This is a genomic window from Pseudomonas inefficax, assembly GCF_900277125.1.
Taxonomy (GTDB): domain Bacteria; phylum Pseudomonadota; class Gammaproteobacteria; order Pseudomonadales; family Pseudomonadaceae; genus Aquipseudomonas; species Aquipseudomonas inefficax.
On sequence record NZ_OPYN01000207.1, the window covers coordinates 176,345 to 198,071 of the forward strand.

General features: G+C 63.5%; 19 protein-coding genes. 11 read left to right on the forward strand and 8 right to left on the reverse strand.

Annotation, left to right across the window (positions count from 1 at the left end; translation table 11 throughout):
- Positions 1-165 precede the first annotated feature (165 nt).
- The 5 genes from bglX to JV551A3_RS25855 all read left to right on the forward strand — a co-directional run bounded on the left by bglX (position 166) and on the right by JV551A3_RS25855 (position 8,608).
- Positions 166-2,457 (forward strand): beta-glucosidase BglX, encoded by a 2,292-nt coding sequence (gene bglX, locus JV551A3_RS25830; RefSeq protein WP_133975122.1) that lies wholly within the window; start codon positions 166-168, stop codon positions 2,455-2,457.
- 146 nt (positions 2,458-2,603) lie between these two features.
- Positions 2,604-4,361 carry an ATP-binding protein gene (locus JV551A3_RS25840; RefSeq protein ID WP_133975126.1) on the forward strand — a complete coding sequence of 586 codons (1,758 nt, stop codon included), beginning with the start codon at positions 2,604-2,606 and terminating at the stop codon, positions 4,359-4,361.
- A complete protein-coding gene (locus JV551A3_RS25845; RefSeq protein ID WP_133975128.1) occupies positions 4,355-5,689 on the forward strand; it encodes a sigma-54-dependent transcriptional regulator in 1,335 nt (444 codons plus the stop codon). The genes JV551A3_RS25840 and JV551A3_RS25845 overlap by 7 nt, the downstream gene beginning before the upstream one ends.
- Positions 5,690-5,966: 277 nt before the next feature.
- Positions 5,967-7,286 carry an MFS transporter gene (locus JV551A3_RS25850; RefSeq protein WP_075046206.1) on the forward strand — a complete coding sequence of 440 codons (1,320 nt, stop codon included), beginning with the start codon at positions 5,967-5,969 and terminating at the stop codon, positions 7,284-7,286.
- 182 nt (positions 7,287-7,468) lie between these two features.
- Positions 7,469-8,608, forward strand: a complete 1,140-nt coding sequence (locus JV551A3_RS25855) for a Fic family protein (protein ID WP_133975130.1) — start codon at positions 7,469-7,471, stop codon at positions 8,606-8,608.
- Here the strand turns inward: JV551A3_RS25855 and JV551A3_RS25860 are convergent.
- On the reverse strand, positions 8,587-9,339 hold the full coding sequence (locus JV551A3_RS25860) for a COG4705 family protein (RefSeq protein ID WP_133975132.1): 753 nt from the start codon (positions 9,337-9,339) through the stop codon (positions 8,587-8,589). The two genes, JV551A3_RS25855 and JV551A3_RS25860, sit on opposite strands and share 22 nt — an antisense overlap.
- A gap of 344 nt (positions 9,340-9,683) precedes the next feature.
- Between JV551A3_RS25860 and JV551A3_RS25865 the strand changes: the two genes are divergently transcribed.
- Complete coding sequence (locus JV551A3_RS25865) at positions 9,684-10,049, forward strand: heme utilization protein (RefSeq protein WP_025340471.1); 366 nt, start codon at positions 9,684-9,686, stop codon at positions 10,047-10,049.
- Positions 10,050-10,167: 118 nt separating this feature from the next.
- Entirely contained in the window at positions 10,168-10,773 is a 606-nt protein-coding gene (locus JV551A3_RS25870; protein WP_133975134.1) for a flavin reductase family protein, read from the forward strand.
- Here the strand turns inward: JV551A3_RS25870 and JV551A3_RS25875 are convergent, their stop codons facing one another.
- Positions 10,774-11,007: a hypothetical protein gene (locus JV551A3_RS25875; RefSeq protein WP_112250460.1), complete on the reverse strand. Its 234-nt coding sequence runs from the start codon at positions 11,005-11,007 to the stop codon at positions 10,774-10,776.
- A 164-nt stretch (positions 11,008-11,171) separates the two neighbouring features.
- A complete protein-coding gene (locus JV551A3_RS25880; protein WP_133975136.1) occupies positions 11,172-11,465 on the reverse strand; it encodes a putative quinol monooxygenase in 294 nt (97 codons plus the stop codon).
- Positions 11,466-11,667: 202 nt separating this feature from the next.
- Between JV551A3_RS25880 and JV551A3_RS25885 the strand changes: the two genes are divergently transcribed.
- Positions 11,668-12,588 carry an AraC family transcriptional regulator gene (locus tag JV551A3_RS25885; protein WP_133975138.1) on the forward strand — a complete coding sequence of 307 codons (921 nt, stop codon included), beginning with the start codon at positions 11,668-11,670 and terminating at the stop codon, positions 12,586-12,588.
- Positions 12,589-12,660: 72 nt separating this feature from the next.
- Here the strand turns inward: JV551A3_RS25885 and JV551A3_RS25890 are convergent, their stop codons facing one another.
- Complete coding sequence (locus JV551A3_RS25890) at positions 12,661-14,298, reverse strand: 5-guanidino-2-oxopentanoate decarboxylase (protein ID WP_133975140.1); 1,638 nt, start codon at positions 14,296-14,298, stop codon at positions 12,661-12,663.
- Between the two features lie 114 nt (positions 14,299-14,412).
- Between JV551A3_RS25890 and JV551A3_RS25895 the strand changes: the two genes are divergently transcribed.
- A complete protein-coding gene (locus JV551A3_RS25895; RefSeq protein ID WP_133979223.1) occupies positions 14,413-15,288 on the forward strand; it encodes a LysR substrate-binding domain-containing protein in 876 nt (291 codons plus the stop codon).
- 97 nt (positions 15,289-15,385) lie between these two features.
- On the opposite strand, the gene JV551A3_RS25900 is transcribed toward JV551A3_RS25895, so the two are convergent.
- Positions 15,386-16,000, reverse strand: coding sequence for an NAD(P)-dependent oxidoreductase (locus tag JV551A3_RS25900; RefSeq protein WP_133979225.1), 615 nt, complete (start codon positions 15,998-16,000; stop codon positions 15,386-15,388).
- 27 nt (positions 16,001-16,027) lie between these two features.
- Complete coding sequence (locus JV551A3_RS25905) at positions 16,028-16,903, reverse strand: MBL fold metallo-hydrolase (RefSeq protein ID WP_133975146.1); 876 nt, start codon at positions 16,901-16,903, stop codon at positions 16,028-16,030.
- A 103-nt stretch (positions 16,904-17,006) separates the two neighbouring features.
- On the opposite strand from JV551A3_RS25905, the gene JV551A3_RS25910 reads away from it, so the two are divergent.
- Positions 17,007-17,912: a LysR family transcriptional regulator gene (locus JV551A3_RS25910; RefSeq protein WP_133975148.1), complete on the forward strand. Its 906-nt coding sequence runs from the start codon at positions 17,007-17,009 to the stop codon at positions 17,910-17,912.
- A gap of 147 nt (positions 17,913-18,059) precedes the next feature.
- On the opposite strand, the gene JV551A3_RS25915 is transcribed toward JV551A3_RS25910, so the two are convergent.
- Positions 18,060-18,929: an isocitrate lyase/PEP mutase family protein gene (locus JV551A3_RS25915; protein ID WP_003259571.1), complete on the reverse strand. Its 870-nt coding sequence runs from the start codon at positions 18,927-18,929 to the stop codon at positions 18,060-18,062.
- Between the two features lie 451 nt (positions 18,930-19,380).
- Here JV551A3_RS25915 and JV551A3_RS25920 point away from each other — a divergent pair, with 451 nt between their 5' ends.
- Positions 19,381-20,832: an MDR family MFS transporter gene (locus JV551A3_RS25920; protein ID WP_133975150.1), complete on the forward strand. Its 1,452-nt coding sequence runs from the start codon at positions 19,381-19,383 to the stop codon at positions 20,830-20,832.
- Between the two features lie 237 nt (positions 20,833-21,069).
- On the opposite strand, the gene ttgR is transcribed toward JV551A3_RS25920, so the two are convergent.
- Positions 21,070-21,702: an efflux transport transcriptional regulator TtgR gene (ttgR, locus tag JV551A3_RS25925; RefSeq protein ID WP_112250444.1), complete on the reverse strand. Its 633-nt coding sequence runs from the start codon at positions 21,700-21,702 to the stop codon at positions 21,070-21,072.
- Positions 21,703-21,727 lie beyond the last annotated feature (25 nt).

Sequence of the window (21,727 nt, forward strand, 5' to 3'; positions counted from 1 at the left end):
CTTATAGTTGTTGTCCCGGCATTCGGGGCTTCGTCCGCAAGCGACATATTCAGGCATAATCCGCCGCTGGAAGAAATGCCTGCAAATCGTACAACAATAGCCGCCTGAAAACTCCGGCCGCGCGCGTATCTCCGTGGATACGGCAGAGGCCCCACAACGGAATTGATGATGAAACTGTCTTTGCTGGGCCTGGCCATGGGCCTTGCCAGTCAGGCGGCCCTCGCCGCCCCCTCCGCCCCGCCCCTGCAGGACAAGCAGGCGTTCATCGAACATCTGATCAGCCAGATGACCGAAGCCGAGAAAATCGGCCAGCTGCGCCTGATCAGCATCGGCCCGGAAATGCCCCGCGACAAGATTCGCGAGGAAATTGCCGCCGGCCGCATCGGTGGCACCTTCAACTCGCGTACCGCGCCCGAGAACCGGCCGATGCAGGACGCGGCCATGCGCAGCCGCCTGAAGATCCCGATGTTCTTCGCCTACGATACCGTCCACGGCGAACGCACCATTTTCCCGATCGGCCTGGGCATGGCCGCGACCTGGGACATGGACGCCGTCGCCAAGGTCGGCCGCACCGCCGCCATCGAAGCCGCGGCCGACGCCCTGGACATGACCTTCGCACCGATGGTCGACATCGCCCGCGACCCGCGCTGGGGCCGCACCAGTGAAGGCTTCGGCGAAGACACCTACCTGACCTCGAAGATCGGTCAGGTGATGGTCCGCTCGTTCCAGGGCAGCAGCCCGGCCAACCCTGACAGCATCATGGCCATCGTCAAGCACTTCGCCCTGTATGGCGCGGTGGAAGGCGGGCGCGACTACAACACGGTCGATATGAGCCTGCCAAAAATGTACAACGACTACCTGCCGCCCTACCGCGCCGCGCTCGACGCCGGTGCCGGCGGGGTGATGGTTGCATTGAACTCGATCAACGGCGTGCCGGCCACTTCCAACACCTGGCTGATGAACGACCTGCTGCGCAAGGAGTGGGGCTTCAAGGGCGTGACCATCAGCGACCACGGTGCCATTCAGGAGCTGATCCGCCATGGCGTCGCCCGCGATGGCCGCGAAGCCGCCAAGTTGGCGATCAAGGCCGGCATCGACATGAGCATGAACGACACCCTGTATGGCGAAGAGCTGCCAGGCCTGCTGAAGTCCGGCGAAGTGACCCAGGGCGAGCTGGACCAGGCGGTACGCGAAGTGCTGGGTGCCAAGTACGACATGGGCCTGTTCAAGGACCCGTACGTGCGCATCGGCAAGGCCGAAACCGACCTGAAGGACTACTACGGCAACGACCGCCTGCACCGCGACGCCGCGCGTGACGTGGCGCGCCGCAGCCTGGTGCTGCTGGAAAACCGCAACCAGACCCTGCCGCTGAAAAAGGCCGGCACCATCGCCCTGGTCGGCCCGCTGGCCGATGCCCCGATCGACATGATGGGCAGCTGGGCTGCCGACGGCAAACCAGCGCACTCGGTGACCGTGCGCGAAGGCCTGCGCCGCGCCGTGGAGGGCAAGGCCAAGCTGGTCTACGCCAAAGGTTCCAACGTCACCGGCGACAAGGCGATGTTCGATTACCTGAACTTCCTCAACTTCGATGCCCCGGAAATCGTCGACGATCCGCGCCCGCCTGCGGTGCTGATCGACGAGGCGGTGAAGGCGGCGAAGCAGTCCGATGTGGTGGTTGCAGTGGTCGGCGAATCCCGCGGCATGTCCCATGAGTCGTCGAGCCGTACCACCCTGGAAATCCCGGCCAGCCAGCGGGAGCTGATCAAGGCCCTGGAGGCCACCGGCAAGCCGCTGGTGCTGGTGCTGATGAACGGCCGTCCACTGTCGATTGCCTGGGAGCGCGAGCAGGCCGACGCCATCCTCGAAACCTGGTTCGCCGGTACCGAAGGCGGCAACGCGATCGCCGATGTGCTGTTCGGCGATTACAACCCGTCCGGCAAGCTGGCCATCACCTTCCCGCGCTCGGTCGGGCAGATCCCGATGTACTACAACCACACCCGTATTGGCCGGCCCTTCACGCCGGGCAAGCCAGGCAACTACACCTCGCAGTACTTCGAAGAGCCCAATGGCCCGCTGTACCCGTTCGGCTATGGCCTGAGCTACAGCAGCTTCGAGCTGTCGGGGCTGAAGCTGTCGAACAAGGACCTCAAGCGTGGCGACACGCTGGAAGCCAAGGTGACGGTGAAGAACACCGGCAAGGTAGCAGGCGAGACCGTGGTGCAGTTGTACCTGCAGGATGTATCGGCATCGATGAGCCGCCCGGTGAAAGAACTGAAGAACTTCCAGAAACTGATGCTCAAGCCTGGCGAGTCGCGCACGTTGAGCTTCCGCATCAGTGAAGAAGACCTGAAGTTCTACAATGGCCAACTGCAGCGGGTTGCCGAGCCAGGGGAGTTCAATGTCCAGGTCGGGCTGGATTCCCAGGCGGTGCAGCAGCAGAGCTTTGAATTGCTGTAACTGACAGGTTTGCCTGTACCAGCCCTTTCGCGGGTAAACCCGCTCCCACAGGTACTCCGCAAGAAGATGACCTGCGCGATACCTGTGGGAGCGGGTTCACCCGCGAAGAGGCCGGCCCCGATATCCAATCATCCGGATCCGCCCCCATGCCCTTTTCCGTTCGCGCCCTGCGTCTGGGGCTGATCACCCTGCTGATTGTGCTTGGTACGGCCCTCAGCGCCGGTTGGGCCATGCACCAGGCCAAGCGCCAGGCCATGGAAGCCGACGCCCAGCGTGCCAGCCAGCAGTTGGGCCTGTATGCCAATGCCCTGCACACGCTGATCGATCGCTACCGCGCCCTGCCCGCCGTGCTGGCGCTGGACCCGGAACTGATCGCCGCCCTGCGTGGCCCGGTCAGCGAACCGGTGCAGGACGCCCTGAATCGCAAGCTCGAACGCATCAACGGTGCCGCCAACTCCTCCACCCTCGAACTGCTCGACCGCACCGGCCTGGCCATAGCAGCCAGCAACTGGCGGCTGCCCAGCAGTTACGTGGGCTCCAACTACGGTTTTCGCCCCTATTTCAAGCAAACCCGCAGCCAGGGCAGCGGCCGCTTCTACGCAGTAGGTGTGACCAGTGGCGTGCCGGGCTACTTCCTCGCCAGCGCGGTAGACGACGAGCACGGCCGCTTCCTCGGTGCCATGGTGGTGAAGCTGGAGTTCCCCGAACTGGAGCGCGAATGGCGCCAGGGTAGCGACATCCTGCTGGTCAGCGATGCCCGTGGCATCACCTTCATCGCCAATCAGGATGGCTGGCGCTACCGCGAGCTGCAGCCACTCACGGGGGCCGACCGTGCCGAGCTGGCCGAAACCCGTCAGTACGACAAGCAACCGCTGGTGCCGCTGCAGCACCAGGTGCTGACCCGTTTTGCCGCCAACAGCACCCTCAGCCGCGTGCAAGGCCCGGAAGGCAGCGCCGAGTACCTGTGGGAAAGCCTGCCGCTGGAAGGTGAAAACTGGACTTTGCATCTGCTGCGCAAGCCGCAGGTGGCCGCCGACGGTCGCAATGCCGCCCTCGGCGCCGCCGCCGTGTGGCTGAGCCTGGTGTTCGCTGCGCTGTTCGTCAGCCAGCGCCTGCGCCTGGCCCGCCTGCGCCAGCGCAGCCGGGAGGAGCTCAAGCGTCAGGTCGAGGAGCGCACCCGTGAACTGCGCACCGCCCAGGAGGGGCTGGTGCAATCGGCGAAGCTGGCCGCACTGGGGCAGATGTCGGCAGCCATGGCCCATGAAATAAACCAGCCGCTGACCACCCAGCGCATGCAGCTGGAAACCCTGCGCCTGCTGCTCGACCATGGCCGATATGACGAAGCGCGCCAGGCACTGGAGCCGCTGGAGCAGATGCTCACACGTATGGCCGCGCTCACCAGCCACCTGAAAACCTTCGCCCGTAACAGCCCGGTCGGCCTGCGCGAGCGCCTCGACCTGGCCACCGTGGTCGACCAGGCCCTGCACCTGCTGGAAGCGCGCATTCGCAGCGAAGAAGTTGAGGTGGCACTGTACCTGGCGCGCCCGGCCTGGGTGCGCGGCGATGCCATTCGCCTGGAGCAGGTGCTGATCAACCTGCTGCGCAATGCCCTCGACGCCATGGCCGACAAGCGCTACAAACGCCTGGAGATCCGCATCGAGCCCGAGGGCGAGCTGTGGCGCCTGAGCGTGCTGGATTCGGGTGGCGGCATTGCCGAAGCCGATCTGGCCAAGGTTTTCGACCCGTTCTTCACCACCAAGCCGGTGGGCGAAGGCCTGGGGCTGGGGCTGGCCATTTCCTACGGTATCGTCCACGAGGCCGGTGGCCAGCTGCAAGCTGAAAATCTGCCTGGCGGCGCGCGCCTGAGCCTTACCCTGCCCCGTGACCTGGAGCCTGTATGTTGAATTCAGTGATCGTCGTCGATGATGAAGCCAGTATCCGCACCGCGGTCGAGCAATGGCTGAGCCTGTCCGGCTTCAGCGTGCAACTGTTCGCCCGCGCCGAAGAATGCCTGGCACACCTGCCGCGGCACTTTCCCGGGGTGATCATCAGCGATGTACGCATGCCGGGCATGGATGGCCTGCAATTGCTCGAACGCTTGCAGGCCGACGACCCCGACTTGCCGGTAATCCTGCTGACCGGCCACGGTGATGTGCCCATGGCAGTGGAAGCCATGCGCAGCGGGGCCTACGACTTCCTTGAAAAACCCTTCACCCCTCAGCACCTGCTGGGCAGCCTGCGCCGGGCCCTGGAAAAGCGCCAGCTGGTCCTGGAAAACCGCCGGCTGCACGAGCAGGCCGACCTCAAGTCACGCCTTGAAGGCACGCTGCTGGGCATGTCCCAGGGCCTGCAGCAGCTGCGTCGGCAAGTGCTGGACCTTGCCGGCCTTCCGGTCAATGTGCTGATCCGCGGCGAAACCGGCAGTGGCAAGGAGCGCGTGGCCCGCTGCCTGCACGATTTTGGCCCGCGCGCTGGCAAGCCGTTCGTCGCCCTCAACTGTGCTGCCATCCCCGAGTCGCTGTTCGAGGCGGAGCTGTTCGGCCATGAAAGCGGCGCCTTTACCGGTGCCCAGGGCAAGCGCATCGGCAAGCTGGAGTACGCCAACGGTGGCACAGTGTTCCTCGACGAAATCGAAAGCATGCCCCTGGCCCAACAGGCCAAGCTGCTGCGGGTGATCCAGGAACAGAAGCTGGAGCGCCTGGGGGCCAACCAGAGCATCAGCGTCGACCTGCGCATCATTGCCGCGACCAAGCCTGACCTGCTCGAAGAAGCCCGCGCCGGGCGCTTCCGCGAAGACCTTGCCTATCGCCTGAACGTGGCCGAGCTGCGCCTGGCGCCATTGCGTGAACGGCGTGAGGACATTCCCCTGCTGTTCGAGCACTTTGCCCGTGCCGCTGGCGAAAAGCTGGGCCGCGCAGCCCCGCCGCTGTCGGGTGCGCAACTGGCGCAGTTGCTGTCGCACGACTGGCCGGGCAACGTGCGCGAGCTGGCCAACGCGGCGGAACGGCATGCGTTGGGGCTGGGCTCGCCGAACATCGAGGTGGCGCCTGCCGGACAGTCGCTGAGCGAGCAGATGGAAGCGTTCGAGGCGCAATGCCTGCGCGCGGCGCTGCGCCAGCATGGGGGCGCTATCAATGCAGTGATGGAAGCGTTGCAGCTGCCGCGGCGCACGCTGAACGAGAAGATGCAGCGGCATGGGTTGGTGCGCGAGGATTTTACTGGGCGCGAATGAGCGGAAATCCGCTTATAGCGCTCAGCCAGTAAGCAAAAAGCCGCTCATCAACACGATTTTTCGGGGCTGCCTTGCAGCCCTTCGCGGGCACGCCCGCTCCCACAGGGAAACGCGAAGAGTCAGACGTCACGCGGTCCCTGTGGGAGCGGGCGCGCCCGCGAAGGGCGCAAGGCGCCCCCATCTGGGTCACGCCGCACCCATTTGGCACACCTTCTGCACTTGCCTTGGCAAGCTGCGCTACGGCGCGCTCCACAAAAACAACGAGAAGGTATCCCTGATGGATAATGCCACCTCCCTGCCAGCCGGGGCGGCCACCGCGCCTGCCACAGAAAAAACCACCGCCAGCCGCCTGAAGTCGATCTTCAGCGGGTCCATCGGCAACATGGTCGAATGGTACGACTGGTACGTCTACGCCGCATTCTCGCTGTACTTCGCCAAGGCCTTCTTCCCGGCTGGCGACTCCACCGCACAATTGCTCAATACCGCCGCGATCTTCGCCGTGGGCTTCCTCATGCGCCCGATCGGTGGCTGGCTGATGGGCCTGTACGCCGACCGCAAAGGCCGCAAGGCCGCATTGATGGCGTCGGTGCTGCTGATGTGCGCCGGCTCGCTGGTCATCGCCCTGACCCCGGGCTACGAAACCATCGGCGTCGCCGCGCCAATCCTGCTGGTCATCGCACGCCTGCTGCAGGGCCTGTCGGTGGGTGGTGAGTACGGCACCTCGGCCACCTACCTCAGCGAAATGGCCAGCAAGGACCGCCGTGGCTTCTTCTCCAGCTTCCAGTACGTGACCCTGATCTCCGGCCAGCTCATTGCCCTGGCGGTACTGATCGTCCTGCAACAGACCCTGACCACCGAGCAGCTGTATGCCTGGGGCTGGCGCGTACCGTTCGTGATCGGTGCGCTGTGCGCCGTGGTGGCCCTGTACCTGCGTCGCGGCATGGAAGAAACCGCCTCCTTCACCAAGAAGGAAAAGGCCAAGGAAAGCCTGATGCGCACCCTGCTGCGCCACCCCAAGGAGCTCATGACCGTAGTCGGCCTGACCATGGGCGGCACCCTGGCCTTCTACACCTACACCACATACATGCAGAAGTACCTGGTCAACACCGTGGGCATGAGCATCAGCGACTCGACCACCATCTCGGCCGCCACGCTGTTCCTGTTCATGTGCCTGCAGCCAGTGATCGGTGGCCTGTCCGACAAGATCGGTCGACGCCCGATCCTGATCGCCTTCGGTGTACTCGGCACCTTGTTCACCGTACCGATCCTCAGCACCCTGCATACCATCCAGACCTGGTGGGGCGCGTTCTTCCTGATCATGGCGGCGCTGATCATCGTCAGTGGCTACACCTCGATCAACGCCGTGGTCAAAGCCGAGCTGTTCCCTACCGAAATCCGCGCCCTGGGCGTTGGCCTGCCGTATGCCCTGACCGTGTCGATCTTCGGCGGCACTGCCGAGTACGTGGCCCTGTGGTTCAAGAGCGCGGGCATGGAGAGTGGCTTCTACTGGTACGTCACCGCCTGCATCGCCTGCTCGCTGCTGGTTTACGCGACCATGAAAGACACCAAGCAGCACTCGCGGATTACCACTGAGTGATGCTGGCCTGGCAATACTGAAAAGGGTCGCTCCAGTGCATGGAGCGACCCTTTTTTGTGATACGCGGTAGCCTGTGAGCCGATTGACCGCCTTATTCGGCTCACGAGATGAGCCGAATAGCGCTATTATTCGGCTCACAAGATGAGCCGAATAGCCGGCTTATTCGGCTCACGGGATGGATCATGAGTAGCCCCTTCTGGATCTGGCAACAATCTGCATGGCCACGCTTCACCTGGCAAAACGAAGCTATCGCCGCACTGCTACGCAATTGCATCGACATGCAAGGACGCTTGCTGGGCAAGATCGGCAGCGTCGATGCGCTAAGTGAATGCCAGAACATGCTCGATACACTGCTGCAGAACATCGTCACCTCTTCGGCAATTGAAGGTGAGCAGCTGAACGTGGGTTCTGTTCGCTCGTCCCTCGCTCGCCGGCTGGGTATCGAGGAGCCAGGGCCTACCAATGCCCGCAGTGAAGGGCTGGCGGAGCTGATGCTGGATGCAACGCAAGGCTATGACAGACCGCTGACTCTGCAACGCTTGTACACCTGGCACCAGTGGCTGTTCCCGCTGGCACAAGGCACCTTGAGCAAAGCGATACTGGTCGGCCAGTTGCGTGATGAAATGCCCATGCAGGTGATCTCCGGCCGGCTCGACAAGCCTACCGTGCATTTCGAAGCACCGCCGCGCGATGACCTGGAAGCCCAACTCAACGAGTTTCTCGAATGGTTTGCCAACAGTCGCGATTCCGCCAGCCTGGACCCACTGCTACGAGCCGGCATCGCCCACTTCTGGTTCGTCACCCTGCATCCGTTCGACGATGGCAATGGCCGTCTGACTCGGGCAATCACCGACCTGGCGCTTGCGCAAGGTGAGCGACAGGCCATTCGTTTCTATGCCATGTCTGCCAGCATCCTCGAGGACAGGGCCGGCTATTACCAAGTGCTGGAGAACAGCCAGAAAGGCGACCTGGATATCACCCGCTGGCTATCCTGGTTTCTTGCTACCCTGCTACGCAGCCTGGAACAGGCCCTGGTCAATATCGACCGGATACTGGCCAAGGCCAGGTTCTGGCAAGCACATCGCTCAGATGGCTTGCTGCCCGAACAGGTAAAGGTGCTCAACAGATTGCTCGATGGCGGCCCCCGAGGATTCGAGGAAGGCATCAACGCAGCGCAATACCAGGCGGTGGCGAAGGTATCAAAGGCCACTGCGACCCGCCACCTGGCCGATCTGCTCGACAAGGCCTGCCTGGTTCGCCTGCCTGGTGGGGGCCGCAGTACCCGCTACCGCATCAACACTCAGGACATCTCCAACGCCTGACGCGGTTCACGGCGCTGGTACCAAGTGGCCATCAGCACCAGTACCAGCAACACCCCGCCCAGCACCGCCGAAGACCCGACCGTGCCGAAGTCCAGGCCGCCCTTCTCGTGGGGTTTGGTGAGGAAGTCGCCCAACGTGGCGCCGAACGGGCGGGTGAGCACGAACGCAACCCAGAACAACACCACGCCAGGGATGCGTGTCCAATAGCGGGCTACCACTACCAAGGCGATGGCACTGCCGATCAACAACGCACCACCGGCAAAACCGAGCCCAGAGTCATCGGCCAGGTAATCGCCCAGCGCGGTGCCGAGGGTGTTGGAAAACAGGATCGCCACCCAGTAGAACAATTCACCCGTGCGGTTCTTGATGCGGGTGACATCCAGTGGGTTGCCGCTCAAGCGCCATGCCAGGAAGGTCAGCAGCAGGATGCCGATAAGGAGGGCCGAACCCGCGGCGTAGCCCAGGCCCAGGGTGCGGTCCATGAAGTCGGACATGGTGGTGCCGGCGGTGCTGGTGGAGAGGATTACCAGCCAGTACAGCATCGGGTGGTAGCGGCGCGAGTACAGCTGGCCGAGCAAGGTCAGCAGGAACACGCTGATCAGCAGCAGCGAACTGAGGGCATAGCCGATGTTCAGGGTCATCGACAGCAAATCACCCGCCGTTTCGCCAAGGGTGGTAGCGCAGATCTTCATGACCCAGAAGGCCAAGGTGATTTGCGGAAGTTTGTTCATTGTTGTGCCGCTCCGGTTTGAGGTGCGGCGATGGTGCTGAGCAGCATTTGAAAAATCGGTTGGTGATGGATGAAAAATGCGTTGAGCAGCCTTCGATGACAAATATTTCATCCTTAACACCCCATTAATTCCACTCCCTCAAGCTGCAATGGCTGGCAGAACGTTGGCGCATTGACGGACACATCCTGAGCCAGAACAGCTGCCTGAGCGACAAGATGCGCGCCAATATATATCGAATTATTAGATTTTTAAGCGCTAGTATTTGCGATTTTTAATCAAATAAATCGGCGTAGGATTAAACCCATAGAAACAAACAACCTCAAGAACCCACTGGAGCAACGACCATGAAAAACAAATTGATCCTTACCCTGGCCCTCTCGGTTTTCGCTGCTGGCGCCTTCGCCGAAGATGGCTTCAACCGCACCAACGCCCACACCTTCGCAGCGACCCAGAGCCAATCCGCTGCCTACGCTGAAGATGGTTTCGATCGCACTGGCGGCCAGCGCTTCGCTGAAGACGGCTTCGACCGCACCGGGGGCCAGCGCTTTGCCGAAGACGGCTTCGACCGCACCGGTGGCCAGCGCTTTGCCGAAGATGGCTTCGACCGCACCGGTGGCCAGCGCTTTGCCGAAGACGGCTTCGACCGCACTGGCGGCCAGCGCTTCGCTGAAGATGGCTTCGACCGCACCAACGCGCACCGCATCAGCTGATCCCTGATGCGAGCACCCAGCCCGGCTTCGGCCGGGCTTGATCATTTGCAGACAGGCACAGGCTTGGCACACTAGGCACCTTGTCCACCAGGAGGTAGGGCCAGCAAGCCCAGCACAGATGTATTACTACGAAACCGCCAAAGGCCACGGCCTGCCCCACGACCCCTTCAATGCCATCGTCGGCCCCCGCCCTATCGGCTGGATTTCCTCACAGGACCGCGAAGGCCGCCTGAACCTGGCGCCCTACAGCTTCTTCAACGCCTTCAACTACATCCCGCCGATCATCGGTTTCTGCAGCGTCGGGCGCAAAGACAGCCTTAACAACATCGAGCAGACCGGCGAGTTCGTCTGGAACCTGGCCACCCGCCCGTTGGCCGAACAGATGAACCAGAGCTGCGCACCGGTTGCCGCCGAGATAAACGAATTCGAATTGAGCGGCCTCACCGCCACCCCGTCGAGCATCGTCAACGTGCCGCGTGTCGGCGAAACCCCGGTGGCCTTCGAGTGCAAGGTCAGCCAGATCGTCCAGCTCAAACGGGCAGACCAGGAACTGGTGCCCAGCTGGCTGATCCTGGGTGAAGTGGTGGCGGTGCACATTGCCGAGCACCTGCTGAAGAACGGCATCTACGATACCGCTGCCGCCGAGCCGATCCTGCGTGGCGGTGGCCCGGCAGATTATTTCGAGCTGGGCAACCTGTTCAAGATGGCCCGCCCGCCGGCCTGATCACCAGATCAGCTCACCCTCTTCGCTGACGCCCTGCAGGCGTTGCAGCTCGGATGTGGCCGCTTCATCGGCGGCCACGGCACCCTTGAACACCTGGCCGTCGAGAATCTTGTGAAAGCGCGGCGCGCCGCCCATACCCAGAGCCTTGACCGCGATGGCTGCGTTGTAGCCGCCACCTTCCACCGGGACCATCGCCGAAACCGCTTCGAAATGCGGGAATTCCCTACGTGCCATGTTGCAATCCGCTTGGTTAATCGAGGGGCGGCATTTTACCCTATTTGCCTGTACCGGCCCTATCGCCGGCAAGCCGGCTTCCACAGGTACGGCACCGCTCTCGATACCTGTGATGAACCTGTGGGAGCTGGCTTGCCGGCGATGAGGCAAGAACAGGCAACACCTCAATTAAAGGTATGCAGATCCAGGCTGCTGACCACCTGCGCCTGTACCAGCTCACCAAACACTTCCAGCGTCGGCGAAGCAAAGTACCCACTCATCGCCTGCTGATCCCGCCAGCTACCACTGAGCAACCATAAATCGGCATCAGCCTGCGAGCGCTGCACGGTGAAACTCAGGCAACCCGGTGCCCGCAGCGAGGGCTCGAGCAGGTCACGCAGACGCGCGCCCAGCTCCGCCGAGCGCCCGCTGCTGGCACGGATGAAAGCAAGGTGGGTGACCGGTTGTGTCGGGGTCATTGCATAATCTCCTTGAAGCAGGCGGACGGAAAAGCCAGGCTGCCAAGGTTAGGGGCCCTCCCGCGCGACGCGTTAGGCCATTACTGCACGCCGATTGCCTGATCCTGCAGCACGGCAGGATCAGGCAATCGGCGTGCAGCTTTTGACTAGCGCCCGCCATTGCCCAAACCTATGCTGCGTCGGTCAGCAGAGGAAAGCCATCATGACCACCGCCACGTCCATCGACCCGAGCCTGGAACTGCAACGCCAGGAGCTGGCCGAGCTGATCCGCCGCCACGCCGGGGAGCCTCACGGCCCGGCGTCGGCCATCGACGACCTTTTCCTGGTGCGCTACACCGAAAACGTGCGCTCGGTACCGACCCTGGCGCAACCCGCGCTGTGCATCCTCGCCCAGGGCAGCAAAAGCCTGTTCCTCGGTGACGAGCAGTACGCCTACGACCCGCTGCACTACATGGTGGTCTCGGTAACCTTGCCGCTTAGCGGCGTCAGGCTCGATGCCAGCCCCGAGCACCCGAGCCTTGGCCTGCGCATGGATCTGGACCCGGCCGAAATCAGCCAGCTGATCGCCGAAAGCGGGCCGATGCTGGTGCCCAACCGGCCTTCCGGTCGTGGCCTGTATGTGGAAAGAACCGATGCCGCGTTGCTCGACGCCTTGCTGCGGCTGATACGCCTGCTGGACACCCCTCGCGACATCGCGATGCTGGCGCCGCTGTTCCGTCGGGAGATTCTGTACCGCCTGCTGCGTGGGCCGCAGGGCTATCGGTTGTACGAAATCGCCTTGGCCAACAGCCAGACCCACCGGGTTTGCCAGGCCATCACCTGGCTCAACCAGAACTACCAGCTACCTTTGCGCATCGAGGACCTGGCCCGGGAGGTCAACCTCAGCACCTCGACCTTGCACCACCGGTTCAAGGCCGTGACGTCGATGAGCCCGTTGCAGTACCAGAAGCAACTGCGCCTGCAGGAGGCGCGGCGGTTGATGCTCAATGACGGGATCGAGGCAGCGGTGGCAGCCTACCGGGTGGGGTATGAGAGCCCGTCACAGTTCAGCCGTGAATACAGCCGGCTGTATGGCGCGCCGCCGATTCGTGATGTGGCCAGGTTGCGAGCGACTGCTGGCTGAGTTTGGCTTTGCCTGTGCCGGCCTCTTCGCGGGTTCACCCGCGAAAGGGCCGATAAAGACAATAGCTTCACTTCAACCCAACACAGCCCCCTGCCACTGATTCTGGTCAACCTGGATCAAGGTCGGCCCCTTGCGCTCCACTGCCTGCCCCAGCGCCACCTGCAGCTGCGCCACGTCTGCCACCTGTTCCGCCGCAGCGCCCAGAGCTCGCGCCACACCGATGAAGTCCGGCGTATGGATATCCACCCCGACCGGCTCGATCGCTCGGTTGACCATGTACTTCTTGATTTCCTCGTACCCCTGGTTGTTCCACAACAGCACGATCAACGGTACCTGCGCTTCCACCGCGCTGGCCAGCTCTGGCAAGGTGAATTGCAAACCGCCATCACCAATCAGGCACACCGCTGGGGCACGCTCGTCGACCTGTTCCGCGCTGCCCAGCCAGGCGCCCATGGCAGCTGGCAATGCGTAACCCAAGGTGCCATAGCCGGTCGAGGCATTGAACCAACGGCGTGGCTGGTCCATGTCCAGAGTCAGGTTGCCGGTGTACACCGGCTGGGTCGAATCGCCCACCAGAATGGCATTGGGCAGGCGCTCGAGAATCGCGTTCAACAAACGCGTCTGGCTCAGGGTCGGCTGGTCCCAACCCGCCGCCAGTGCCTGGCGCAGCTTGGCCACCCGAGCTGCCCCCCATGTGCTTTCACGCACGGGTTGCGGCAGTGGCTGCAAGGCACCGAGCAGCGCCTCGGCGGCCAGTTCGGCATCGGCCACCAGCGCCAGCGTCGGCAGGTAATTGCGCACGGTCTGGTCGGGGTCGATGTCGATGCGCAACAGGCTGCCCGGGATCTCGAAACCACCTTTGAAGGTAATGTCATAGTCGGTTTCGGCCAGTTCGGTACCGATCGCCAGCACCACATCGGCCTCGGCCACCAGCGCCCGTGTGGCTGGCAGAGACTGGGTCGAGCCGATCTGCAGCGGGTGGCTGGCCGGCAGCAGCCCCTTGGCATTGATGGTCAGCGCCACCGGCGCCTGCAGGTGGTCGGCCAGGCGCGCCAGCGCAGCGCCCGCGGCCAATGCGCCGCCCCCGGCCAGGATCAATGGCCGCCTTGCATTGGCCAGGCGCTCGGCCATCTGCGCCACGGCCTGCGGCGCTGCCCCTGCGCGGCTGCTGCGCACCACACGCCCCGGCAACAGGTGATCGGCCGGCTCGACCAGCACATCGAGCGGGATCTCGATGTGCACCGGGCGCGGTCGGGCCCCTTCGAACACGGCGAATGCCCGCGCCAGCACCTGCGGCAGGTCATCGGCACTCATCAGGGTGTGGGAAAACGCCGCCACACCCGACACCAACGCTGCCTGGTTGGGCAACTCGTGCAGCTTGCCGCGGCCACCGCCCAGCTGGTCGCGCGACTGCACGCTGGAAATCACCAGCATCGGGATCGAGTCGGCATAGGCCTGGCCCATGGCAGTGGTGATGTTGGTCATGCCCGGGCCGGTGATGATGAAGCACACCCCGGGCTTGCCGCGGGTGCGCGCATAACCGTCGGCCATGAACCCGGCACCCTGCTCGTGGCGCGGGGTGACATGGCGGATCGACGAGCCCGCCAGGCCGCGGTAGAGCTCCACGGTATGTACGCCAGGAATGCCGAAGACATGGTCCACACCATAGCCTTCAAGGAGTTTTACCAGTACTTCGCCGCAGGTTGCCATCGGGTTTCACCATGAATCTTGGTTGGGTTATGCCCTTATTGGACCCAGCCACGGCTATCGCCACAATGCAAAAAAACACATACTAGCCATGTCCTGCAATCATGGCTCGGTGCAATGAAACGCCTCCCGCCCCTACCCGCCCTGCATACCTTTCTGGTCACCGCCCAGCACTGCAATTTCACCCGTGCCGGGCAGCAGTTGCATATCACCCAGGGCGCCGTCAGCCGACAGATCGCAGCCCTCGAGGAGCATCTGGGTTATGCCTTGTTCCAGCGCCAGGCCCGTGGGCTGAGCCTGACCCGTGAAGGCCAGGACTGGCTGCCGAGGGTGCAGCAGGTGTTCGCGCTGATCGAACAGGGAGTGCGCGAGGTGGGTGGACGCACCGCTACCTTGCAGCTCAAGGCACCGACCTGCGTAATGCGCTGGCTGCTGCCACGCCTGATGGAATGGCAGGCGCTACGCCCGGATGTGCCTGTAGAACTGACCACCACGGTGCAACATGGGGTGGACTTTCGCCGCGAGGGTTTCGATGCCGCGGTGGTGTATGGCGATGCGCCGAACCACGGGCTGCACGTACGCAAGCTGTTCGATGAACAGCTGACGCCGGTGTGCGCACCGTCCCTGCAACAGGGGCCGGCACCGTTGCAGCAGGTCGAGGACCTGGCGCGACATATGCTGCTGCACCCGTCGCGAGATGAGCATGACTGGCAGTTATGGCTGCAGGCAGCCGGGGTGACACTGGGCACTCCAGGGCCGAAGCAGCATTTCGAGACGCTGGACATGGCGATGGCCATGGCCTCGCAGGGGACCGGGGTGGCGATCGGCGACTGGTCGCTGATCGGCGATGACTTGCGCGGGGGGCGGTTGTGCATGCCGTTTGCGCTGAAGGTGATGACCGGCAAGGGCTATTACCTGGTGAGCCAGAGCAAGAGCTTGCCGCCGGGGTTGGTGGAATTGCTGGATTGGCTGGAGGGCCAGGCCAGCCAGTGAGAGCCCCTTCGCGGGCTCGCCCGCTCCCACAGGTATCGCAAAAATCCAAGGCCTGCGCTGTACCTGTGGGAGCGGGCAAGCCCGCGAAGCAGGCGACTCAGTAGCCGACAGTGAAACGCTGCCGCGAGTGCTGCGGCTTTTCCAGTTCGTCGAGCATGGCAATCGCGTAATCGGCAAAGGTGATCCAGCTTCTGCCATCCGCGCCGATCAGCAGATGATCCTTGCCCAGCTTGTAATGCCCGCTGCGCTCACCTTCAACGAACTCCGCCGACGGCGACAGGAAGGTCCAGTCCAGGTTCGGCTCCCGCTGCAACGCTTCCAGAAAACGCACCCCGGCAGCGGCCTCGGCCTTGTATGCCTCGGGGAAGTCCGGGCTGTCGATCACCCGATGCCCAGACGGCAGCAACAGGCTGCCGGCCCCACCCACCACCAGCAGGCGCCTGACTCCGGCCCGCTTGACCGGCTCGATGATGGCGTGTGGCTCGATGGTCGAGAAATGCGCCGCACTCAGCACCGCATCCACACCCGCAACCGCCGCTTGCAGGGCTGCACTGTCCTTGGCATCCAGCGCCTGGACGGTCACCCCGTCCCGCCCCTGCAACCGCGACGGGTCGCGGGCGATGGCCAGCACACTGTGGCCACGGCGCAGGGCCTCTTCCAGCAACTGGCTGCCAGCGCGGCCAGTGGCACCGATGATTGCAATCTTGCTCATGGGATACTCTCCATCAATTGAACGGAATTACCACTTCATCTCGCCCTTGGCGACCTTGGCCCCCAGCTCCAGTGAGCTTTCATCGGCCAGGCTCGGGTAACGTCGCTTCATCGCCGCGATCAACGCACCGGCGTCTTTAGCCTTGGCAGCCTCGGCATCGAAATCACGAATGTAATTCGCTGTGAAGCGCACGGCCTCGAGCGATCGGCTGCTGTCCCCCAGGTAATGCCCGGGGATGACCGTGCGCGGCGCCAGCGCCTCGATGTTCGCCAGGGTGCCGAGCCAGTCGGCGTGGGACTTGGCCGTTTGCGTGTCGGCCATCCACACATGGATGTTCTCCGACACCACCACGCCACCGACCACCGCCTTGATCGACGGGACCCATACGAAACTGCGATCAGGTTGCGGGCCGTCGAGGCCGACCATCTCGAGTGCCTGCCCTTCCAGCATCAGGCGGTTGCCTTCGAGCACCTGCGGCAGCACCAGCCGCGCCGGCCTGTCCGCGCCCATCTGCGGGCCCCAGTAGGCCAACTTGGCATCCATGGTCTGGCGGATATGGGCAACCGTGGCGGCCGACGCCAGCACCTTGGCCTCGGGGAAGGCTTGGGTCAGGGTATCCAGGCCGAAGTAGTAGTCCGGGTCGCCATGGCTGATGTAGATACTGGTCAGCTGCTTGCCGCCTGCCCTCAGGCGCTGCACCAGCTGCTCGGCCTGGGCCTTGCCGAACTGGGCATCGACGAGAATGGCGTCGTGCTCGCCGCTGACGATTACCGAACTGACCGGGAAAATTGCCTCATGCCCGGGGTTGTAAACCTCCAGCTGCAAGGGGTCGGCGGCCAACACCGGGCCGGCCAGGGTCACACAGGCCAGCAGCAGGCCATGCAAGGGAGTGAGAAGAGACATCGCAAACGCCCGTCAGATGAACAATGCCCAACAGCTTAGTTGCCCAATCCGTGACAAAAAATGCGATGCTCGAACATAGTTTGTTTCTGAAACCGGGCAAATCATGGATCGTCTCAACGCCATGCGCGTTTTCGTCACCGTTGTCGACCTGGGTAGCCAGTCGGCGGCGGCGGATCATCTGCAACTGTCGCGGCCGGTGGTGTCGCGCTACCTGGCAGAGCTGGAAGACTGGGTTGGCGCACGGTTGATGCAGCGCACCACGCGCAAGCTCAGCCTCACCGCCGCCGGCCAGGAAACCCTGCCCCGCTGCCGGCAACTGCTGGAACTGGCCGGCGACCTGCAAGCCGCGGTACAGCAACCGGACGACGCGCCCAAGGGCGCGCTGCGCATCAGCGTCAGCACCTCATTCGGCCAGGCCCAGCTGGTGGATGCAGTGGCCGCCTACGTCCGGCGCTACCCCGGGGTAAAGGTGGAACTGCAGATGCTCGATCGCACGGTCAACCTGGTGGACGAGCGCATCGACCTGGCAATCCGCACCAGCAATGACCTGGACCCCAACCTGATCGCCCGACGCTTGAGCGTATGCCGCTCGGCAGTGTGTGCTGCACCGGCCTACCTGCGCGAGCACGGCACGCCGCAACGGGTCGAGGAACTGAGCCAGCACAATTGCCTGACCCATGCCTACTTCGGCCACAGCCTGTGGCATTTCGAGGTGGCCGGCCAGCAGGTCGCCGTGCCGGTGGCGGGGAACATCAGTGCCAACGAGGCGATGACACTGCAGAAGGCGGCGCTGGCCGGCGCAGGTATCGCCATGCTGCCGACCTACCAGGCCGCGCAGGCCCTGCGCCGCGGCGAGCTGGTGCGCCTGCTGCCCGAAGCCAGGCCGCGCGAACTGAACCTGAATGCGGTGTACACCTCACGCAAACACATGCCGGCGACCTTGCGCAGCATGCTGGATTTTCTGGTGCAGCGGTTCAAGGACGAACCGGAGTGGGACCGCGACTTGTAAAGCCCATGTGGGAGCGGCCTTGCGTCGCGAAAGGACCGCACAGCGGTCCCAGGTTCTTGGCCACATCAAATATTGTCGGGGCTGCTACACAGCCCTTTCGCGACGCAAGGCCGCTCCCACAAGGGCTGCGCGTGCCGGTGAATCAGGTCACTCCTCGACGCTCATGTATTCCTTGGCCCAGCGGATGTAGTCCTCGGGCTGGGTGTAGGTGTGCGAGAGTTCGGTGGCGCTGAGGTTTTCCGACTTGTTCTGCTGGCCGCGCTGCAGCCGCAGGCAGTCATAGGTGGCCTTGATGGCGGCAAAGTAGGCCGCGTGACCATCGACCACAATGCGCACGCCCAGGCGTGCCAGGCGCTCGTCGTCGCGCAGGTTGGGGTTGCCGTAGGTCACCAGCATCAGCGGCACCGTCAGGTGCTCGGCAATCTGCTCGAGTTGTTCGAAGTCCTTCACCCCCACCATGCAGATACCGTCCGCTCCGGCCTTCTGGTAGCTCTGGGTACGCACGATGATTTCTTCGGTGGTGAGCACGCCAGCGTTGGTCCGGGCAATGATCGACAACGAGGAATCGACCCGTGCCTCCAGCGCCGCACGGATCTTGCCGACGCCCTCTTCAACCGGGATCAGGTCGGTGGACTTGCGCCCGAACTGGGCAGGCAGCAGGGTGTCCTCGATGGTCAGCGCAGCCACGCCGGCGCGCTCCAGTTCGATGACGGTGCGCATGACGTTCAGCGCGTTGCCATAGCCGTGGTCGGCGTCAGCCAGCACGGGCAGTTGCGCCACACGACCGATACGGGTGGCCTGCTCGACGAACTCGCTGAGGGTGATGAGGGCAAAGTCCGGTGCAGCCAGCACCTGCAACGAAGCGACGGAACCACCGAGGATGCCGACCTCGAAGCCCAGGTCTGCGGCAATGCGGGCCGACATGGGGTCGAACACCGATGCGGTGTGATAACAGGAACCTGAAGCGAGCAGCTCGCGGAAGGCAAAACGCAGATCTTGATGGGAAGCCTTGGGCATGATCACTCCGCAAAATAAGTTGAAATTCGAACGGTAACTACCGACCCCTGTAATCGGGTCTACCTGGCCTGTTCCAACCGTCGTCACTTGGGCGGTCATGCTCGACATGCAGGCAGAGGAATAAAAGGTGTGGGAGACAGCGGCGGGAAAACCTGCGGCATAATGTTGCACCAAGCTGGTGCAAGCCCCGGTTTTCAGCCTCTGTGGCATACCAACGATATCACGCAGCCATGCTGCACTGGATGAATGCGCCAATGCCGATCTTGCATAGGGGATGCAGATAGTACATAGGAAGCTACCTAACTCAGGTTACAATCCGGGGACTTCATGCTGGCCTCTTCGCGGGTAAACCCGCTCCCACAGGGACCGCGCCGTCCTCAGGAGCGACATCGGACCTGTGGGAGCGGGTTTACCCGCGAAGAAGGCCGCCACCGTCATACAAGGTATCCCCGTGACCGCCGCCCTGCCTCCCACCACCCTGCGCAACGTGCTCACCGCCCTGATGCTGGCGATCTTCCTCGGCGCCCTGGACCAGACCATCGTCGCTGTCTCGCTGCCAGCGATCTCGGCACAGTTCAATGATGTCGGCCTGCTGGCCTGGGTCATCTCCGGCTACATGGTGGCGATGACCGTGGCCGTACCGATCTACGGCAAGCTGGGCGACTTGTACGGGCGGCGCCGGATGATCCTCACCGGCATCAGCCTGTTCACCCTGGCCTCGATCGCCTGTGCCCTGGCCCAGGACATGCAGCAACTGGTGCTGGCCCGAGTACTGCAGGGCATTGGCGCCGGGGGCATGGTCTCGGTGAGCCAGGCGATCATCGGCGATTTCGTGCCACCTCGGGAGCGCGGCCGCTACCAGGGTTATTTCAGCAGCATGTACGCGGTGGCCAGTGTAGCCGGGCCGGTACTGGGCGGCTGGCTGACCGAATACCTGTCATGGCGCTGGGTGTTCTGGATCAACCTGCCACTGGGGCTGGTTGCACTGTGGGCGATCCGCCGCGCCCTCGGCGGCATGCCGGCGCAGCGCCGCGAGGCGCGGGTGGACTACCTGGGCGCCGTGTTGCTGATCCTCGGTCTGGGTAGCCTGTTGCTGGGTATTACCCTGGTCGGCCAGGGCCACGCCTGGGTCGACCCGGCCGTGCTGGCCTTGTTCGCCTGCGCCACGCTGGGCCTGATGCTGTTCATCGTCCATGAACGCCGCTGCCTGGAGCCGCTGCTGCTACTCGGCCTGTTCGGCAATCGCGTGGCGGTGCTGTGCTGGGGCGTGATCTTCTTCGCCAGCTTTCAGTCAATCTCCCTGACCATGCTCATGCCGTTGCGCTACCAGGGCATCACCGGCGCCGGCGCCGACAGCGCTGCCCTGCACCTCCTGCCGCTGGTGATGGGGCTGCCCATGGGTGCCTTCACCGGTGGGCGCATGACCAGCCTGACCGGGCGCTACAAACCGCAGATATTGGCCGGCGCACTGCTGATGCCGTTGGCCATTTTCGCCATGGCGTTGACCCCGCCGCAGTCGGCCTTGCTCAGTGCACTGTTCATGCTGCTGACCGGTATCGCTTGCGGGTTGCAGTTCCCGACCTCGCTGGTAGGTACGCAAAGCGCGGTGGACAGCAAGGACATCGGCGTCGCCACCAGCACCACCAACCTGTTCCGCTCGCTGGGCGGGGCCATGGGGGTGGCGTGCATGTCCAGCCTGCTACTGGCGCTACTGCACCAGGGCGGGTTCGAGTCGCTGGGTAATCCTTTGCTGGGGAGCCTGAAGGCCGGCGAAGTGGACCTGGTGACCCAAGGGAGGTTGCTGGAGACGTTCCGGCAGTTGCTGATGGGGAGTGCCGGGGTGGCGGTACTCGGGCTGTTAGCGGCGGTGGCATTGCCGGACCGGCAACTACGCGGACGTTGAATGCGGCAGCAACTGTCTTGCTCAATTTCTAAAGCTGGCGCGATCCCTGTGGGAGCGGGTTTACCCGCGAACACGGGCGAAGCCCGTGCCATCCACCGCGGCGCCTGATTCGCGGGTAAACCCGCTCCCACAGAGACCTCGGTGCGGTAGCAGAACCTGAACAGCCGAGCAATCCGAAAGCATTAATCCCCCCTTAACACAAAGGGGCAACACTCCCTCACAATCCTTAACAAAGTGTCATTTGCGCAGAGCCGGGCTCAAGCGCAGCATATCCAGCCCGGTGTCGACCCATTTTTCGACATCCTTCAACAGATCGACACTGTCAGGCAGCAACAGCCAGCGCCCGATCAGGCCATCGACATAGGCAAACATGGCCACCGCCGCGCGCTCGACATCCAGCTCGCCTGGCAACTGGCCCCGGCGCACGGCATTGGCCAACGCCAGGGTGATGCCCTGGTGGCAATCCAGCACCGCACCTTGGCGCTGCTGGCGAATTTCACACATGTCATCGGTGAACTCGCACTTGTGATGCAGGATTTCATTGATACGCCGGGTTCGGGCATCGAGCACCAGCTCGTTGAACACCTGCAGCAGCAGCTTGCGCATGCAGCCAAGCGGGTCTACTTCGTCCTCGCTTTCGCTCGCCCGCGCCAGGTGGTCATGGGTTTCATGCAGGCTGTCGAGCAGCGCCTGCACCAACTCGGCCTTGTTGTTGAAGTGCCAGTAGATCGCCCCCCGCGTCACACCCGCCAGTTCGGCGATGTCGGCCAGGGTGGTTCGCGCAACCCCGCGCTTGTAGAAGGCCTTTTCCGCCGCCTCGATGATCTGGGCGCGGGTTTCCTGGGCTTCCTCTTTGGTTCGACGGACCATGGCAGTACAAACCTCATCTGCCCCG

What these genes read in the sequence shown, in the direction of transcription:
- JV551A3_RS25865 (WP_025340471.1), top strand. Translation starts at nt 9,684, where the DNA reads ATGAAAAACAAATTGATCCTTACCCTGGCCCTCTCGGTTTTCGCTGCT.
- JV551A3_RS25900 (WP_133979225.1), bottom strand. Translation starts at nt 16,000, where the DNA reads ATGAGCAAGATTGCAATCATCGGTGCCACTGGCCGCGCTGGCAGCCAG.
- JV551A3_RS25850 (WP_075046206.1), top strand. Translation starts at nt 5,967, where the DNA reads ATGGATAATGCCACCTCCCTGCCAGCCGGGGCGGCCACCGCGCCTGCC.
- JV551A3_RS25855 (WP_133975130.1), top strand. Translation starts at nt 7,469, where the DNA reads ATGAGTAGCCCCTTCTGGATCTGGCAACAATCTGCATGGCCACGCTTC.
- JV551A3_RS25890 (WP_133975140.1), bottom strand. Translation starts at nt 14,298, where the DNA reads ATGGCAACCTGCGGCGAAGTACTGGTAAAACTCCTTGAAGGCTATGGT.
- JV551A3_RS25895 (WP_133979223.1), top strand. Translation starts at nt 14,413, where the DNA reads ATGAAACGCCTCCCGCCCCTACCCGCCCTGCATACCTTTCTGGTCACC.
- JV551A3_RS25870 (WP_133975134.1), top strand. Translation starts at nt 10,168, where the DNA reads ATGTATTACTACGAAACCGCCAAAGGCCACGGCCTGCCCCACGACCCC.
- JV551A3_RS25905 (WP_133975146.1), bottom strand. Translation starts at nt 16,903, where the DNA reads ATGTCTCTTCTCACTCCCTTGCATGGCCTGCTGCTGGCCTGTGTGACC.
- JV551A3_RS25885 (WP_133975138.1), top strand. Translation starts at nt 11,668, where the DNA reads ATGACCACCGCCACGTCCATCGACCCGAGCCTGGAACTGCAACGCCAG.
- JV551A3_RS25880 (WP_133975136.1), bottom strand. Translation starts at nt 11,465, where the DNA reads ATGACCCCGACACAACCGGTCACCCACCTTGCTTTCATCCGTGCCAGC.
- bglX (WP_133975122.1), top strand. Translation starts at nt 166, where the DNA reads ATGATGAAACTGTCTTTGCTGGGCCTGGCCATGGGCCTTGCCAGTCAG.
- JV551A3_RS25860 (WP_133975132.1), bottom strand. Translation starts at nt 9,339, where the DNA reads ATGAACAAACTTCCGCAAATCACCTTGGCCTTCTGGGTCATGAAGATC.
- JV551A3_RS25910 (WP_133975148.1), top strand. Translation starts at nt 17,007, where the DNA reads ATGGATCGTCTCAACGCCATGCGCGTTTTCGTCACCGTTGTCGACCTG.
- JV551A3_RS25845 (WP_133975128.1), top strand. Translation starts at nt 4,355, where the DNA reads ATGTTGAATTCAGTGATCGTCGTCGATGATGAAGCCAGTATCCGCACC.
- JV551A3_RS25915 (WP_003259571.1), bottom strand. Translation starts at nt 18,929, where the DNA reads ATGCCCAAGGCTTCCCATCAAGATCTGCGTTTTGCCTTCCGCGAGCTG.
- JV551A3_RS25840 (WP_133975126.1), top strand. Translation starts at nt 2,604, where the DNA reads ATGCCCTTTTCCGTTCGCGCCCTGCGTCTGGGGCTGATCACCCTGCTG.
- JV551A3_RS25875 (WP_112250460.1), bottom strand. Translation starts at nt 11,007, where the DNA reads ATGGCACGTAGGGAATTCCCGCATTTCGAAGCGGTTTCGGCGATGGTC.
- ttgR (WP_112250444.1), bottom strand. Translation starts at nt 21,702, where the DNA reads ATGGTCCGTCGAACCAAAGAGGAAGCCCAGGAAACCCGCGCCCAGATC.